The organism is Vibrio sp. 397, assembly GCF_033339395.1.
GTDB classification, from domain to species: Bacteria; Pseudomonadota; Gammaproteobacteria; order Enterobacterales; family Vibrionaceae; genus Vibrio; species Vibrio alginolyticus.
This window is the reverse complement of sequence record NZ_JAWOUN010000006.1, coordinates 203,049-222,690: the sequence shown is the minus strand read 5'-3', so window position 1 is coordinate 222,690 and position 19,642 is coordinate 203,049. Positions and strand designations below refer to the sequence as shown.

The window sequence follows — 19,642 nt, the reverse complement described above, 5'->3', positions numbered from 1 at the left end:
GGTGTCCTTTACTGCCTCTAAATACGATCAGTTAGCTAAAAGCAACGGAGGCTGTAATGGCAGGCGACACTAATCAAGAAAAAGACAATGAAAAGCTTAACGATGCGGTAGAGCAAACAGAAACGAAGGATACGGGGACAAAAGAAGAAAAACAGCAGTCGACCGTCTCTTCGACTGTAGCGACCGGTGCTGAAAGTGCAGATGCTGTTGATGAAGCCAATCGTGCGATGGAAGAAAATCCTAGTGGCGCGGGTACGGAAGAAGAAGCAGTGAGCTCGGGTGGCGCAGTTCAAGAAGAGGATACTGAAAGTAGCAGCGACTCTGACGCTGCACAATCCAATGTTGTTGATAGTGTAGCTTCTAGCGGAGAAACAGGTGACCAGGCTCTGGGCAGCGGTGGTTCGGATTCTGGGGCGGGTGCCCAAGCGGTCGGTGGTGGTGATGCCTCTGGCTCTGAAGGTGGTTCGGACGCAGAAGGCAATGAAGCGCAAGGACAAGCGGTACAAACTTCATCTGCGCCAAGTGCTTCTTCAGACTCTGAAGGTTCTCAAGGTGGTGACGAGCTAGATTCAGAAACCACTGAAGAGAGCTTCGCGGTGGATGTACAAGACACCAGCGAAGAAACCACGACGCAAGTAGAAGACGATTTCGACTCCGAAACTACGAGCGAGACGTTCCAAATTAAAGTCGAAGGTGAAAATGACGCGCCAGAAGTAGGGCAAGATCTGGCATACATCATGGATGAAGATGGCACTATTACCTTCACTCAAGAACAACTTCTCGGGTACGCGAGTGATGTTGATGGCGATGATCTTGCCGCATTTAACGTGCAAGTGGGTGCTAATGCATCAGTTGTGGATAATGGTGATGGCACTTATACCGTCACACCTGAAGCTGATTTTAATGGTGAACTCGACTTAACGTTTGATATCAGTGATGGTCAAGAAACCATTTCTAGTTCGATTGATTTAACTGTTCGTCCAATCAATGACGCACCAGTGCCTGAAGATAAAACCTTTGAGATTGAAGAGGATGGTACGCTGATCTTCACCGATGCTGACCTGCTTGCTGGCGCAACGGATATTGAAGGCGATAACCTCACAGTTGAAGGTGTAAGTTACGATGGTGGCGACGGCATCCTGACCGATAACGGTAATGGGACTTACACTTTCGCGCCAAATGAAAACTTCAATGGCGATGTGAACTTCAGCTTTGATGTGTCCGACGGTACAGATACGGTTTCTGCCAACATTGATGTAAGCGTCACACCAGTCGATGACGCACCAGTATCTGGCAATCTTGCTTACTCGGTGGATGAAGATGGCTCGATTCGTTTGAGCCAAGAGCAGTTGTTGTCGCAAGCTTCCGATGTGGAAGGCGATGCACTGACGGCGTCTAACCTTTCGGTAGATGGCAATGCGACGGTGACTCAAAATGACGATGGTAGCTTCACCATCACGCCGGACGCAGATTTCAACGGTGATATCGACATCAGCTTCGATATTTCCGATGGCACGAACACCGTTCAAGCAACCGCTGATCTAACCGTTAACCCAATAAACGATTTGCCGGTTCCTCAAGACCAGCAGTTCAGCGTGGAAGAAGATGGCACGCTGATCTTTACGGACGCAGACCTGCTTACTGGCGCAACGGATATTGAAGGCGATAACCTAACAGTTGAAGGTGTGAGCTACGACGGTAGCGATGGCATCCTGACCGACAACGGCAATGGGACTTACACTTTTGCGCCAAATGAAAATTTCAATGGTGATGTGAACTTCAGCTTTGATGTATCCGATGGCACAGATACGGTTTCTGCCAACATTGATGTAAGCGTCACACCAGTCGATGATGCGCCAGTGTCTGGCAATCTTGCTTACTCGGTGGACGAAGATGGCTCGATTCGTTTGAGCCAAGAGCAGTTGTTGTCGCAAGCTTCCGATGTGGAAGGCGATGCACTGACGGCTTCTAACCTTTCGGTAGATGGCAACGCGACGGTGACTCAAAATGACGATGGTAGCTTCACCATCACGCCGGACGCAGATTTCAACGGTGATATCGACATTAGCTTTGATATCTCAGATGGCACGAATACCGTTCAAGCAACCGCTGACCTAACCGTTAATCCAATCAACGATCTGCCTGTTCCTCAAGATCAACAATTCAGTGTGGAAGAGGACGGCACACTGCAATTTACTGATGCGGATCTGCTTGCAGGTGCTACCGACATTGAAGGCGATGACCTTTCTGTAACGGGAATCAGCTATGAAGGCACCGACGGCGTTCTAACTGACAATGGCGATGGCACGTATAGCTTTGCGCCAAATGAGAACTTCAACGGTGATTTAAACTTCAGCTTCGACGTGTCTGATGGCACAGATACAGTTTCAGCGAATGTAGATGTGAGCGTTACGCCGGTGAATGATCCTCCGGTGGCTGGTTCAACGTCTTACACGGTTCACGAAGATAACTCTATTACCATTTCTGACGCGCAACTGTTGGCAAACTCTTCGGATTTAGAAGGGGATGTCTCGATTGATAGCGTGAGCTACTCTGGCAGCGATGGTGTGTTGCAAATCAATGGAGACGGTACGTACACCTTCTCTCCAAATGAAAACTTTAATGGTGAAGTGACGCTTGATGTTGTCGTCGCTGATGAAGAAGGCTCAACGGATGTCACCACTGCTGGCATTACGGTGCTGGAAGTGAATGATCCACCAGTCGCAGGACCAACTTCTTACACCATTGATGAAGATTCTGTTCTGACCTTTAGTGAGTCGCAAGTGCTGCTGAATGCCTCTGATGTGGAAGGCGACGTAGAGCTTGTTGGTATTAGATACGATGGTCCGGATGGCATTTTCACCGTTAACGATGATGGTACGTGCAGCTTCGCGCCAAACGAGAACTTTAACGGACAAGTTCAACTTGATGTGACCATTCGAGATGAGGATGGGGCAGAAGTTGATACCGTCATCAATGTGAATGTATTGCCAATCAATGATGCGCCAGTATCGGGTGATTTGGCTTACAGCGTTGATGAAGACGGTGCGATTACACTCAGCCAAGAGCAGCTTCTTTCTCAAGCGTCTGATATTGAGGGCGATGACCTGACTGCTAGCGATTTGACTGTCGATGGAAACGCAACCGTTACAGCGAACGATGATGGCAGCTTCAAGATTACGCCAGATGCGGACTTTAATGGTGACATTGATATCCAATTCAACATTACGGACGGCACAGACACTATCCAAGCAACGGCGGATCTAACGGTTAATCCGGTTAACGATCTTCCTGTTCCTCAAGACCAGCAGTTTAGTGTTGAAGAAGACGGCACGCTTCAGTTTACTGACGCAGACTTGCTTGCTGGCGCGACCGACATCGATGGCGATAACTTAACGGTTGATGGCATTAGCTACACAGGCAGCGATGGTGTGCTGACTGACCACGGTGATGGTACTTACACCTTTGCACCAAACGAAAACTTCAACGGTGATGTCAGCTTTAGCTTTGGTGTTTCTGACGGCACTGAGACCGTACCAGCAAATGTGGACGTGAGCGTCACTCCAGTCAATGATCCTCCGGTTGCGGGTGCAACGTCTTACATGGTTGATGAAGACAACGCGATTACCATTTCTGACGAGCAGCTTCTGGCTAACTCTTCGGATGTGGAAGGCGCAGTGTCCATCGATAGCGTGACCTATTCAGGCACCGATGGCGTATTCCAAGACAACGGTGACGGCACTTACACCTTCATGCCGAATGAGAACTTCAGCGGTGATATCAGCCTTGATGTGATTGTGGCGGATGAGCAAGGTGCGATTGACGAAACGACCGCAGGCATTACGGTCATTGAAGTGAATGACCCTCCAGTTGCCGGTCCAACGTCTTACACGATTGATGAAGATTCAGTACTGACATTTAGTGAGTCACAAATTCTTGCCAACGCATCTGATATCGAGGGCGATGTAGAGCTTGTTGGCATCAGCTATGAAGGCTCGGATGGTATCTTTACCGTCAATGGCGATGGTACTTGCAGCTTTGCACCAAACGAGAACTTCAATGGTCAAGTTCAGTTGGATGTGACCATTCAAGATGAAAATGGGGCGACCGTTGATACGCACATCAATGTCGACGTATTGCCAATCAACGATCCACCAGTATCGGGTGATTTGGCTTACACCATCAACGAAGACAGCTCAATTACGCTAAGCCAAGAGCAGTTGCTTGCCAAAGCGGGCGATATTGATAGCGAGAACCTTGAAGCCATCAATCTATCGACAGATGACAACGCGACAATTCAATACAACGATGATGGCAGCTACACCATCACACCGGATGAAAACTACAACGGCGACCTAGATCTGACCTTCGATATCATTGATAACGATGGTGGCTCGGTACAAGTTGGTCTGGATATTACGGTTAATCCTGTGAATGACTTGCCACAAGCGCAAGATCAACAGTTCACGGTAGAAGAAGATGGCACCTTGTTGTTCACGGATGCAGACCTATTGGAAGGCGCATCGGATATTGATGGCGATGATCTGTCTATCGAAAACGTTCTCTACACAGGTGCGGACGGCGTGCTTACCGATAATGGTGATGGTACTTACAGCTTCGCGCCGAATGAGAACTTCAACGGTGATGTTCAGTTCACATTCGATGTGTCTGACGGCACAGGTTCAACACCGGCATTCATTGATGTCAGCGTGACACCAGTGAACGATCCACCGGTGGCAGGTTCTACGTCTTACACGGTTCAAGAAGACGGTCAAATCACCATTAGTGACGAGCAGTTGTTAGCTAACTCTTCTGATGTGGAAGGCGAGGTAGCCTTGGCGAATGTTAGCTACTCTGGTAACGACGGTAGCTTCGTGGACAATGGCGACGGCACATATACCTTCACGCCAAATGAGAACTTTGACGGTAACATTTCGCTCGACGTTACAGTTATCGACCAAGATGGTGCAACGGATACAACAACCGCAGGCATCGATGTTATCGCGGTGAACGACGCACCAGAAACGTCAGGCATTCAAGCTGAAGTGGATGAAGATAACGCCATCACCATTACACAAGAACAGTTGCTTGCGAATGCGACAGACATTGAAGGTGATGACCTTGTTGCCAGCAATCTACAAACCAATGACCCAGATGCGACGATCGTAGCCAACGACGATGGTTCATTCACGATTACGCATACGGAAAACTTTAACGGTGAGTTGGACTTCACTTACAACATCAGCGATGGCGAAAATGATGTTCTGACCACGTTGGATCTGACCGTTAATCCTGTCAACGATGCGCCAGAAGCGGGCGACGAGATCTTTATTCAAGCAGAAGAAGATCAAACCGTGGGTGTTTCTCTGCGTGAAGAGCCTGCGTTACGTCTCGACCAAGCCCCTGAAAACGGCATCATTGAAGCAAATCTAAATGACGAATGGGTACAGCTAGAAGTCGGGCAGGAGGTGCCTGCAGATACGGAAGTGCGCTTCATTCCAAATGATGACGCATTGGCAAACGGTACGCACACGAGTCAAATTGGTACCTTTGATGACAACGCTAGCCTCGATGATTGGGGTACTGCTGTTGACCCTTACACACGTGAGTTTGTTGATGGTGATTTGAAAGTTACCGTTCAAAGTAATGATGACCCACTCGGTGCGTGGAATGGTAAAACACACATCGGTCACGGTATTGGTGATACTGACCGTCAAGGCTTGAGTGGTGATGAAAAACTGACTGTGAGCGTTGAAGGTCAAGACATCAACGAAATCAGCTTCCACCTAGACGGTCTAGGTGGCTGGTTTATGGAAGAGTCTCGCCACTTTACCGAAGTCGAAATTCGTGCATTCAACTCCGATGGTGACTTGATCGACTCGATGACTTACCACAAAGAAGATCGTGGTAGCTATGAGACGGATTACACCCTAACGGTGAACGAGCCAGTGTCTTACTTTGAGCTAGGAACAATTCAAGGTAACGGTACTTACGTGGTTCAAAACATGACGGTATCGCAAACTTGTCATGATGAAGCAGTGTTCACATCTATTGGCGTGGACGGCACGGAAATCACGGAGACGGTAGAACTGAATATCCGAGAAGGTGACAGTGAAATCGAACTGACCGCTGACTTGCCAAATGTGACCATCGATACCGAAGGTTCTACGCAGTTTGCCTCTGTGGTTATCACAGAAGAGCAGCTTCTCGCACAAGCGAGTGATATCGATAGCGATGTTCTTGATATTCAAAACCTAGAGCTGGTGGGGGATAACGCGGAGCACGCTACGTTAACTGACAACGGCGATGGTACATGGACAGTCACACCAGATGAGAACTTCTACGGTGAGATTGAGCTGGGTTACCAAGTTACGGATGGTGAACTCACTGACGACAACATCATCAACATCAACTTCGAAGCAGTAAACGATGCGCCAATCGTTTCTGGTCCGATTGTGTTGTCGACTGATGAGGATGTGGGCATTACGTTTAGCGCGGACGATCTGCTTGCCAATGCAAGTGATGTGGAAGGCGATGCGCTGTCTATCTCTGATATCTCTTACAGCGGTGATAACGGTGAGCTTGTCGACAATGGCGACGGCACTTACACCTTTATGCCGAATGAAAACTTCAATGGTGAAGTCGATATCGATTACAAAGTCTTCGATGGCACCGATGAAGTCGATACCCATCTAGATCTGACCGTTATTCCGGTCAACGATGTGCCAGTTCCTGGTGCACCGCTGCATACTCAAATGCTAGAAAACGGCACCATCATCATCGAAGCAAAAGACCTGTTATCAGGTGCGACCGATGTGGATGGCGACATTCTTCATATCGAGAATCTACTGCTTGTTGACCAGTCACAAGGTACGTTGACAGACAACGGCGACAACACCTTTACCTTCGAGCCAACTTCGAACTTCTACGGTGAAGTGAACCTGGCCTTCGATATCAGCGACGGTCAAGCAAGTGCACCAAGCACTGCGAAGATCGATGTTGAGATCGTCAACGAAGGTCCAGAGGTCAGCGGTCCTGTTGATGCGGTCGTTGATGAAGATGGCTCAATTACCATCACTCAAGAAGACTTGTTAGCGAACGCGACGGACGTGGATGGTGACAACCTTGAAGCGGTGAACCTGTCGACCAACGATCCTAATGCAACCATCGTTGAGAACGCTGATGGTAGCTTCACGATTACGCCGAGTGAAAACTTCTTTGGTGAAATCGAATTTACTTATGACGTAACTGACGCGATCGAAACCGTCGCCGCGGATCTAAACCTCACTGTTAACCCAGTGAACGACCTGCCAGATGTACCTGATTTGTCCTTCACCACAGAAGACGGTGAAGCCATCACGATTACTGAAGCAGAGCTGCTGGCTCAAGCGACGGACATCGAAGGCGATGACTTATCTGTTGTGAACGTGACGAGCTCAAGCGATACGGTTCAAGTGACAGACAATGGCGATGGCACCTACACGTTAACGCCAGAGCAGGGCTTCTTTGGTAATGTTGACCTCACGTTTGATGTGAGTGATGGCACCGATGTGGTGGCGGCAAACATCGACTTGAAAGTTGAGTTCGTCAACGACGCACCAGAAGCAGCGCCAATCGTGGCAGACGTGGACGAGGATGGCTCTATCCTCGTGACACAAGAAATGCTGCTTGAAAATGCCAGCGATCAAGATGGTGATGACCTATACGCAACGGCACTAGAGACCAATGATCCGAATGCCTCTATCGTGGATAACGGCGACGGCACCTTCACGGTGACACCGTCGGAAAACTTCAATGGTGACATTGCATTCACTTATGAAGTGAGTGACGGTGAACTAAGTGTTGCTAATGAAATGACATTGACGGTGAATCCAGTCAATGACATTCCAATTGTTGCGCCTGGCATGTACCAAATTGAAGAGGATGGCAGCATCCTGTTCACGCAAGAAGATCTGCTAAGTGGCGCGATTGATATTGATGGTGATGACCTCACCGTTACCAGCATTAACTACTCGGGTGATGAAGGTACTGTAACGGACAACGGTGACGGTACATTTAGCTTCGTACCAGAAGAGCACTTCAGTGGTGACTTGCAGTTCAGCTTTACGGTTTCTGACGGTACGGATGAAGTTGAGCAAGACATTAATGTCCATATCGAAGCCGTGGCAGATGCGCCAGACCTAGTCATCACTGATGGCGACGGTCGAAACGTGGATGACCAAGCGATCTTGGTTGAGCCAGGCGGTATTGTTGAAGTGAACATCGCCGCAGCATTGGTTGACCAAGACTTGTCAGAAACGCTGACTGTGACCGTTGATGGCGTTCCAGAAGGTTCGGTGATCAGCTACGACAACGAAGGGGTACTTAACGATCAAGACAACGGTATCACCAGTTTTAACGATACTGAAATCACGGTTACCTTTGAAGGTGAAACCGCGGGTTACCAAAACGCAGCTGGCTATTACAAAGTTGATGAAGACGGCAATATCACGGGCGTTGAAGTGGTGTACGAAAACGCCTCTCAAGTTGGTGGAGGCGGTGACCTCATTCCGGGACAAGATCAGTTCAGCTTCCAAATCTCGGAAGGGGAAAGCTTCAACCTATTCTTGATTCCTAACGGTCATAACTTAAATGACTTTGCGTCCATGCAAGATGGTCAGTATGAGTTCCGTGCGGCAGATGGCTCTCCTGCGAACATGGATACGGTCGACCCACAACTCGCGTTTGTGGGTGCTGATGGTTCTGAAACCGTGATTCAAAGCCAATTTGGTGATGCAGTCTTCCATGGCGGCACAAGCTCAGAGCTCAACCAAGATGGCATTGAACATACTCGAACTACTGTGAACGAAGACGGTGAACTGGTTTACGGCTTTGAAGATCTCTACGGTGGCGGCGATGCCGATTATAGTGACTTCAACTTCACCATTGATGTAGGTGAAGTGAACAGCCAGATCTACAGCGGTGAAGTAACAGTCGGTCCAGATGGTTCTGTAACGCTTCCAACCACAGCAATTGAACAAGAGCTACAGATTCAATTGCCAGAAGACTTTAACCAACAGCTAGAAATCAATGTAACGGCAACGGCGACAGAGCTATCAAATAATGATTCTGAAACCGTTTCTCAAACCATCTACGTCAATGCAACGGGTGCTCACATTGAACATACGCCTGAAGCATTGCCTGTTTCTGCTGTGGTTGAAGAAGATGGTTCAATCCTAATCACGCAAGAAGATTTGCTCGCTAATGCGCGTGACTTGGATGGAGACCAACTGACAGCACTGAACTTGGCAACGGATGATGAAAACATCACCATCACAGACAATGGTGACGGTACTTACACCTTAACGCCAGATGCGGACTTTAATGGTGACATCACCTTTACGTTCGATGTGTCTGACGGCGATGATGTTGTCTCAACCAACCTTGAGTTATTGGTGTCACCAGTTAATGACTTGCCGCAGCCGGAAGATCAAGCGTTCACCATTGGTGAAGATGGCGTGTTGACCTTCATTGATCAAGACCTGCTTGATGGTGCAACCGATATCGATGGCGATGACCTATCGGTAGAAGGTGTCACATACACTGGCGTGGACGGTGTCCTAACTGACAATGGCGATGGCACATACAGCTTCGCTCCAAACGAAAACTTCAATGGCGACGTAAACTTTACCTTCGATGTTTCCGATGGCACGGACACCGTGACCGCGAATATCGATGTGAGTGTGACGCCAGAGAACGATCCACCGGTTGCGGGCAGCACGTCTTACACAGTGCATGAAGATAACTCGATCACCATCAGTGATGAACAGCTACTAGTGAACTCATCGGATATTGAAGGTGATGTATCGATTGATAGCGTGAGCTACAGCGGTAACGATGGTGTGCTGGAAATCAACGGTGATGGCACGTACACCTTCTCGCCAAACGAGAACTTCAATGGCGAAGTGAGCCTAGATGTTGTCGTGGTCGATGAAGACGGTGCGACGGATTCAACTACCGCAGGTATCACGGTACTTGAGGTGAACGATCCGCCAATCGCAGGTCCAACTGCGTACACCATCGATGAAGACCAAGTTCTAACGTTCAGTGAATCACAAGTGCTTCTGAATGCTTCGGATGTCGAAGGGGATGTTGAGCTTGTAAGCATCAGCTACGACGGTCCAGATGGCATCTTCTCAGTAAATGGCGATGGCACTTGTAGCTTCGCACCGAATGAGAACTTCAATGGTCAAGTGTCGTTGGACGTGACTATTCGTGATGAAGATGGCGCAGAAGTCGACACCTATATCACTGTGGATGTATTGCCAATCAACGACGCACCAGTATCGGGTAACTTGGCTTACAACGTAGATGAAGATAACACCATTACATTGAGCCAAGAGCAATTGTTGTCTCAAGCGAGCGATGTGGACGGCGATGACCTTGTTGCTGAAAACTTACTTGTGGATGGTAATGCGACAGTAACTGCTAACGACGATGGCAGCTTCACCATCACGCCTGATGCGAACTTCAATGGTGACATTGATATCACGTTTGATATCAGTGATGGTTCTGACACCTTGGTCGCAACAGCAGATCTAACGGTTAATCCAGTTAACGACCTACCACAACCAGAAGATCAAGCGTTCACCATTGGTGAAGATGGCGTCTTGTTGTTCACTGATGAAGATCTGCTTGATGGCGCAACAGATATCGATGGCGATGACCTATCGGTTGAAGGCGTGAGCTACACAGGCGCAGATGGTGTCCTAACCGACAATGGTGATGGCACTTACAGCTTCGCACCAAACGAAAACTTCAATGGCGATGTGAACTTTACCTTCGATGTTTCTGATGGCACGGATACCGTGACCGCAAATATCGATGTAAGTGTTACGCCAGAGAACGATCCACCGGTGGCAGGTAGCACGTCTTACACCGTACACGAAGACAACTCAATCACCATCAGCGATGAGCAGTTACTAGCGAACTCGTCAGATATTGAAGGCGATGTTTCGGTTGATAGCGTGAGCTACAGCGGCGCAGATGGCGTGTTCCAAGACAATGGTGATGGTACTTACACCTTCTCTCCAAACGAGAACTTCAATGGTGAAGTCAGCCTAGATGTTGTTGTGGTAGACGAAGACGGTGCGACGGATTCAACCACCGCAGGTATCACGGTACTTGAGGTGAACGATCCACCAATCGCCGGCGCGACCAGCTACTCAGTGAACGAAGACGAAGTCATCACCATCAGCTCTGAGCAGCTACTGGCGAATGCTTCTGACGTTGAAGGTGAGGTGGCGATTGATAGCGTCAGCTACAGCGGCTCTGACGGTATCTTTACTGACAATGGCGACGGTACATTCAGCTTCGCACCAAACGAAAACTTCAACGGTGATGTCAGCCTAGATGTAGTCGTGACCGATGAAGATGGTGCAACGGTAGCAACCAATGCCAACATCGATGTTCTTCCAGTCAACGATGCTCCGGTATCAGGTGATTTGGCATACAGCGTGGATGAAGATGGTTCTATCACTCTCAGCCAAGAGCAGCTTCTTGCACAAGCAGGCGACGTGGATGGTGATGACCTAACTGCATCCAACCTGACTGTTGACGGTAATGCGACCGTTGTTGCGAACGACGACGGCAGCTTCACTATCACACCGGATGCGGACTTCAATGGCGACATTGATCTGAGCTTCGACATTACGGACGGTGATGCGACCATTCAAGCGACTGCCGATCTGACTGTGAATCCAGTAAACGACCTACCAACGGTTGGTCAGCCACAGTTCGTCACGCAAGAAGACACCAGTTTCACCTTCACTGAAGAGCAACTGCTGCAAAATGCAGGTGATATCGATGGTGATAACCTAACGGTTGAAAATGTTGCTTCTGACAGTGGTACTTTGGTTGATAACGGTGACGGCACGTACACCTTTGCACCGAATGAAAACTTCGATGGCAATGTGAACGTGACGTTTGATGTCAACGATGGCACTGCAACGGTTCCTGCTGAAGCGAACATTGATGTTCAATCTGTGGTTGATATGCCAGAGCTGTCGATTGCTTCGGACTTGGTGATTGCCTCTGATAACTTCGAGTCTGGCTCGAACGGTTGGAACGCGAACACAGAGAGTTCACAAGGCTTCGAAACGGGCGACATGCTGGGTCGTATTGGTGGCACTGGCGGTGATGAAGCGGTCAGCAAAACCTACGAGATCCCAAGCGATGTCAATGAAGTGAATATCTCGTTTAGCTTCTACGAAATCGATTCTTGGGATGGCGAGTCGTTCCAAATCTTTGTCGGCGGTGAACAGCTAACGACGTTAGAGAACTCAGCGTTCCGTACTCAAGATGGTACGACAACGCTTTACGATTCTGACGGTAACGAAGTGGGTGAAGTGATCCACGGAGCCTCTCAACGTGAAGGCTTCAGTGGTTGGAATGACCAAGCTCACCAAATCAACCTGACGGTTCCTGTCGAGGATGGCGAACTGCAACTCGGCTTCGGTTCAACCTTGAATCAAGACGTTTGGGATGAATCGTTTGGTATCAACAACATTGAAATCACGGTAGCGGATGCGGATTACCAAATTATTGGTACCGAAGATACACCAGTGCCGCTTGATATCGATGCAGCATTGACCGATACCGATGGCTCAGAAAACCTCGCTATCTTGATTGAAGATGTGCCAGAAGGCAGCGCACTATCAGCAGGTGTTGATAACGGGGACGGCACTTGGTCACTACAACCAGGCGAGCTAGAAGGGCTAGAGTTTATTCCTTCTGCGGACTTCAATGGCGATGTGACGCTAACCGTGAATGCAACCTCTACGGATGTGGATACAGGTACAACGGCGACAGCGACGCAAGATGTGACAATTCATATCTCGCCAACCAATGATGCACCAGAAGTGACGGGTGATATCACTGCGGTAACTGCCGAAGACAACAGCATTACGCTGACTCAAGAGCAGTTACTGGAGCACGCTGTTGATATCGATGGTGACGACCTAAGCGCAATCAACCTGAGCACCAATGATGAAAATGCAACGGTTGAAATGAACGAGGATGGCAGCTTCACCATTACTCCGAGCGAGAACTTCTACGGTGACATTGAGTTTAGTTACGATGTCACGGATGGCGAAGAAGTGGTTGCGGCAGGTCTCGACCTAACCGTTACACCAGTCAATGATGCGCCAGAGCCACAAGATCAAGCGTTCACCGTGGGTGAGGACGGTCTTCTTACCTTCACCGATGCTGACCTATTAACAGGTGCGACGGATGTAGAAGGTGACAACCTAACAGTTGAAGGCGTGACTTACACTGGCGCGGACGGTGTCCTAACCGACAATGGCGATGGCACGTACAGCTTCGCACCGAATGAGAACTTCAATGGCGATGTGAACTTTACGTTCGATGTGTCAGACGGTACGGATACGACCTCTGCCAACATTGATGTGAGTGTGACGCCAGAGAACGATCCTCCGGTTGCGGGCAGCACGTCTTACACAGTACATGAAGACAACTCGATCACCATCAGTGACGAGCAACTACTGGCTAATTCGTCGGATATTGAAGGCGACGTAGACATCAGTAGTGTGACTTACAGTGGCAACGATGGCGTCTTCCAAGACAATGGCGATGGTACGTACACCTTCTCTCCAAACGAAAACTTCAATGGCGAGGTCAGCCTAGACGTTGTGGTTGTCGATGACGAGGGTGCCACAGACTCAACCACTGCGGGTATTACCGTTCTTGAGGTGAACGATCCACCAATCGCAGGTGCGACAAGTTACTCTGTCAATGAAGACGAAGTCATTATCTTCACGGAAGAGCAACTGCTAGCGCAATCAAGCGATGTGGAAGGCGACGTGAGCCTAGAAAGCGTCTCTTACAGTGGTAGCGACGGCATTCTAACGGCGAATGACGATGGCACTTACAGCTTCGCGCCAAATGAAAACTTCAACGGTGGCGTAAGCCTAGACGTAGTCGTCGCTGATGAAGACGGTGCAACTGCGACAACCAACGCGAACATTGATGTATTGCCTGTCAACGATGCTCCGGTATCTGGCGACTTGGCTTACAGCGTCGATGAAGACGGTTCAATCACATTGAGTCAAGAGCAGTTACTGGCTCAAGCAGGTGACGTCGACAGCGATAATCTAGAAGCAGTGAACTTAACCGCGGTAGCCAATGCAACCGTTGTTGAGAACCAAGATGGTAGCTTTACGATTACGCCTGATGCGAACTTCAATGGCGATATTGATATCACGTTCGATATCAACGATGGCAGCGATACTATCGTTGCAACGGCTGACCTAACGGTTAACCCAGTTAATGACTTACCGCAGCCAGAAGATCAAGCGTTCACTATTGGTGAAGATGGTGTGTTGACCTTCACTGACCAAGATCTGCTTGATGGCGCAACGGATATCGATGGTGATGACCTATCGGTAGAAGGTGTCACTTACACTGGCGCTGATGGTGTCCTAACCGATAACGGTGATGGGACCTACAGCTTTGCTCCAAACGAGAACTTCAATGGTGATGTGAACTTTACCTTCGATGTTTCTGATGGCACGGATACCGTGACCGCGAATATCGATGTGACAGTCACTCCAGAGAACGATCCTCCGGTTGCGGGCAGCACGTCTTACACAGTACATGAAGACAACTCGATCACCATCAGTGACGAGCAACTACTGGCTAATTCGTCTGATATCGAGGGTGATGTTGCGATCAGCAGCGTGAGCTACAGCGGTAACGACGGTGTGCTAGAAATTAATGGCGATGGTACTTACACCTTCTCACCAAACGAAAACTTTACAGGCGATGTTAGCCTAGATGTTGTCGTGGTTGACGAGGACGGCGCGGTTGATACAACAACAGCGGGTATTACCGTTCTTGAGGTGAATGATCCACCAATCGCAGGCACAACCAGTTACACCATTGATGAAGATGAAGTTATCACCATCAGCGCAGAACAGTTGTTGGCAAACTCTTCCGATATTGAAGGTGAGGTGGCGATTGTTAGTGTCAGCTACAGCGGCTCCGACGGTATCTTTACTGACAACGGCGATGGCACATTCAGCTTCGCACCAAACGAAAACTTCAATGGTGATGTCAGCCTTGATGTGGTTGTGACTGATGAAGATAGCGCAACGGTAGCAACCAATGCAAACATTGACGTCTTACCAATCAATGATGCTCCAGTATCAGGTGATTTGGCTTACAGCGTCGATGAAGACGGTTCAATCACATTGAGCCAAGAGCAGCTTCTTGCTCAAGCATCGGATGTAGAAGGTGATGCACTAACCGCTTCTAACCTAGTGGTTGACGGTGATGCGACGGTTACGGCTAATGACGATGGTAGCTTTACCATTACGCCTGACGCGAACTTCAATGGCGACATTGATATCACGTTCGATATCAACGATGGCAGCGACACTATTGTTGCAACGGCGGACCTAACGGTTAACCCAGTTAATGACTTGCCGCAGCCAGAAGATCAAGCGTTCACTATTGGTGAAGATGGTGTGTTGACCTTCACTGACCAAGATCTGCTTGATGGCGCAACGGATATTGATGGTGACAACCTAACTGTTGAAGGCGTGACTTACACTGGCGCAGACGGTGTTCTAACCGACAATGGCGATGGTACGTATAGCTTCGCACCGAATGAGAACTTCAATGGTAATGTGAACTTTACCTTCGATGTTTCTGATGGCACGGATACCGTGACCGCGAATATCGATGTGACAGTCACGCCTGAGAACGATCCACCAGTGGCAGGCAGCACGTCTTACACAGTGCATGAAGATAACTCGATCACCATCAGTGATGAACAGCTACTAGCGAACTCATCGGATATTGAAGGCGATGTATCGATTGATAGCGTGAGCTACAGCGGTAACGATGGTGTGCTGGAAATCAACGGTGATGGCACGTACACCTTCTCGCCAAACGAGAACTTCAATGGCGAAGTGAGCCTAGATGTTGTCGTGGTCGATGAAGATGGTGCGACGGATTCAACTACCGCAGGTATCACGGTACTTGAGGTGAACGATCCACCAATCGCAGGTGCGACAAGTTACTCTGTTAATGAAGACGAAGTCATTATCTTCACGAAAGAGCAACTGCTAGCGCAATCAAGCGATGTGGAAGGTGACGTGAGCCTAGAAAGCGTCTCTTACAGTGGTAGCGACGGTATTCTAACGGCGAATGACGATGGCACTTACAGCTTCGCGCCAAATGAAAACTTCAACGGTGGCGTAAGCCTAGACGTAGTCGTCGCTGATGAAGACGGTGCAACTGCGACAACCAACGCGAACATTGATGTATTGCCTGTCAACGATGCTCCGGTATCTGGCGACTTGGCTTACAGCGTCGATGAAGACGGTTCAATCACATTGAGTCAAGAGCAGTTACTGGCTCAAGCAGGTGACGTCGACAGCGATAATCTAGAAGCAGTGAACTTAACCGCGGTAGCCAATGCAACCGTTGTTGAGAACCAAGATGGTAGCTTTACGATTACGCCTGATGCGAACTTCAATGGCGATATCGACCTAAGCTTCGGCTTGATTGATAACGATGGTGCGAGCGTGGAAGTGGGCGTCGACCTAACGGTGAACCCAATTAACGATGCGCCGCAATCAACGCCAGTGAATATTGCTGGCACCGAAGATACCACCATTCTTATCACGCAGGACATGTTGCTTGCTAACGCGACAGACATCGACAACACCTACGACGAACTGTCTGCTGTCGACTTAGTGATTGATGAGCAATACGGTGACTTGCTAGACAACGGTGATGGTACTTGGTCATTCACTCCGGCTGAGAACTTCAACGGCGATGTGCCAATGTCGTTCGGCGTCAGCGATGGTGATTTAGTGACGCCGGTTGAAGGCAATCTAAACATCGAAGCGGTTAATGATGCACCAGAAGCGCCAACCATCCAGATGCAAGGCGAAGAAGATGTGGTCATGGTGATTGACCCAGCTTACATCGCTGATCAAGTTACGGATCTTGATGGTGACGAAATCAGCGTAGAAAGCATCACGGTTCGTGCGCCTGCAAACGCGACATTAACCCAGCAACCAGATGGTATGTACCACTTGGTAACCACTCAAGACTTCAATGGTTTGGTGGAACTGGGCTACACCGCGACGGATGGTGAAGAAGTGGTTGAAGGCTCGTTGAATGTGGATGTTATCCCAGTCAACGATGCTCCATTCAATGTGGGTAATGCCTTTATGGCAACCGACGAAGATGGCGCATTCACCTTCGACGCTGGCGACCTGATGAACTTGTTTGGCGATATCGATACTGAAAACCTAGTCGTATCACGCATTATCACCGCAGAAGGTGAAGATGGTGGTGAGGTAACAGACAACGGTGACGGTACTTGGACATTCACACCGACTGGCGATTTTGCAGGGGTTTCTGACTTGCAAGTTGTGGTAAGTGACGGTGAGTTTGAAACAGTACTTGATGTACCAGTGTTTGTTCGCCCTGTTGCGGATGGCGCAGTCATCACAACCGACCATGATGGTCCGTTAGTCTTCGGTGAGGACGAAACGGGTCACCTAGGCTTGAATGTCGGTCTAATCGACGACTCAGAAACGTTAAGTAACCTAGTGATGACTGGTTTCCCTGTTGGCTTCGAAGTTACGGATGGTGTGAACACCATTACCATTACGGAACCGGGTCAATACATCGACTTGAACGAGTGGGATATTTCAGACCTGCAAATGACGCCTCCGGCTGACTTTAATGGCGAGTTCTTCGTAACCGTGACCGCAACCACGGTGGATTACGGTGACGAGCCAGAAGAGTTCGAAGATGGCATCGATTCAGGTGACTTCGAAACCCTAGCGGGTGAACCAGTTATCCTAACCGCTGATGACCTAATCGGATTGGCAGAAAACGTAGACGCTGACGCGGGTGATGAAGTGAAATTCGTTCACCTAGCTGATCGCAGCCAAGGTGAGATTGTCGATAACGGTGATGGCACATGGACATTCAATCCAGCACCAGGCTTTACTGGTGAAGCGGATATCGCATACGTGATTGATAAAGACGGTGTGCTTCATGATGAGCAAACAGGTGTGGTCGTGAAAGAAGATGCGCCACAAGAGAATGCTTCTCCAGAAATCGACAGTATTTCTACCACAGAAATGGCAGCGGATGGCACCTTGTCGTTCACCAATGATGACATGCTATCGACCTTGAGCGATGCAGAAGGCGACAGCTTGAGCATTGAGTCAGTGAGCCTAATGGAAGGTCAAGGTGTGATAGAGACCGATAACCAAGGTAACTACCAATTCACACCAGCAGAAGGCTACACCGGAGATGTTCAAGTTGGCTTTATTGCAACTGACGGTGAAAACCGCATTGAGAGCTTCTTTAATGTCGACATCCAAGGTGAAGGTGAAACCACAACCAGCGAAGGCTACGCACTGGCTGATGATGGTTCACTAACACTAACGGAAGCGCAGTTGATTGATGAACTTGGCATTAGCCCTTCAGCAGAAGTGTTGGATGTCGCCGATGCAAACGATGCTGGTTTCTTCGCGAAATCAGGTGATGAAGAGTGGACGTACTGGCCGAACGATGACTTCGATGGCAATTTGGCTATGGATGTTCAGGTCAACGACAACGGTGAAGTATCGACTCAGAATCTGAGCATCCAAGTTGCGGACGATTCAGCGCAAAGCGACGAGCCACAAATCCAAACTGCTCAAGCATCATCAGAGCAGCAAGTTGGCGAAGCGCAACAGCCTGAAGAGCAAGCAGCAAACGGTGCAGACAGTGAAGAGGAGAGCGCAGCTGATGTGACTGCGGCACCAGGCGATACCATTTCTATCTCGGTTCCAGATGAGGTCAGTGGTAACGAATCGGTGGATTATGCAGAAATGTCCGGTCTACCTGATGGTGCATCAGTAAGCAACGCACTGGATAATGGCGATGGCAGCTTCACATTAAGTGGCAACCTGAACCAACCAGTATCGGTTGACTTACCAGAAGGTTACGAAGGTACGAGCGAAATCCAATTCCAAGGTTACGACGAATTGGGCAGCGCAGTAGAAGGTGCGAGTGGCACAGTTGAAGTTGAAGTCGATGATCAATACACCATGCAAGGTTCTGCTCAAGATCAGCAACCAGACATGGCGGGTATGGAATCTGGCGGCAGCGACTGGACAAGTGCGGGAGGTCAAGATCAAGGTGTTGACTTCACGGATGACTCTGGCAGCTTCGACTCGGATACTCAAACGGGTACTGACCAAGGCAACGATTTCGATCAAAGCTCAATGTAACCAGTCCTAGACGAGGGCAGTGTCATTGCTGCCCAAACCAAAGCCATGCAGAGCCTACTTTGCATGGCTTTTTTGTTGGGCTTCTTTCTATGAGCTGTAGAAAAAAACTTGGAAATTGAGAAAAGTATTCTTAGTTAGTTTATACCCAAGTAACCTCGAGATGTTAGGTTCAGCGAGAATGGCTTGGTTTGTAGACGCGGCGGCGATTTAAAGGTCTAGTGGGTCTAAATCAAGAATCGACAACAAAGTATACAAACCAAGACAGCTCGCCCTTCGGGAGCGTGTCATTGACTCGGCTTCTGTGTCAAACAACTTGGAAAGAGCTGACTATTACG

Annotated in this window: 1 protein-coding gene; it reads left to right on the top strand. The window is 49.0% G+C overall.

What is annotated here, in order from left to right; all coding sequences use genetic code 11:
- The first annotated feature begins 56 nt into the window (after positions 1-56).
- Positions 57-19,307: a tandem-95 repeat protein gene (locus R7P36_RS12225; protein WP_318122167.1), complete on the top strand. Its 19,251-nt coding sequence runs from the start codon at positions 57-59 to the stop codon at positions 19,305-19,307.
- Positions 19,308-19,642 lie beyond the last annotated feature (335 nt).

Bases quoted from the DNA above. Each gene is read 5' to 3' on its own strand.
- R7P36_RS12225 (WP_318122167.1), top strand. From the start codon at position 57: ATGGCAGGCGACACTAATCAAGAAAAAGACAATGAAAAGCTTAACGAT.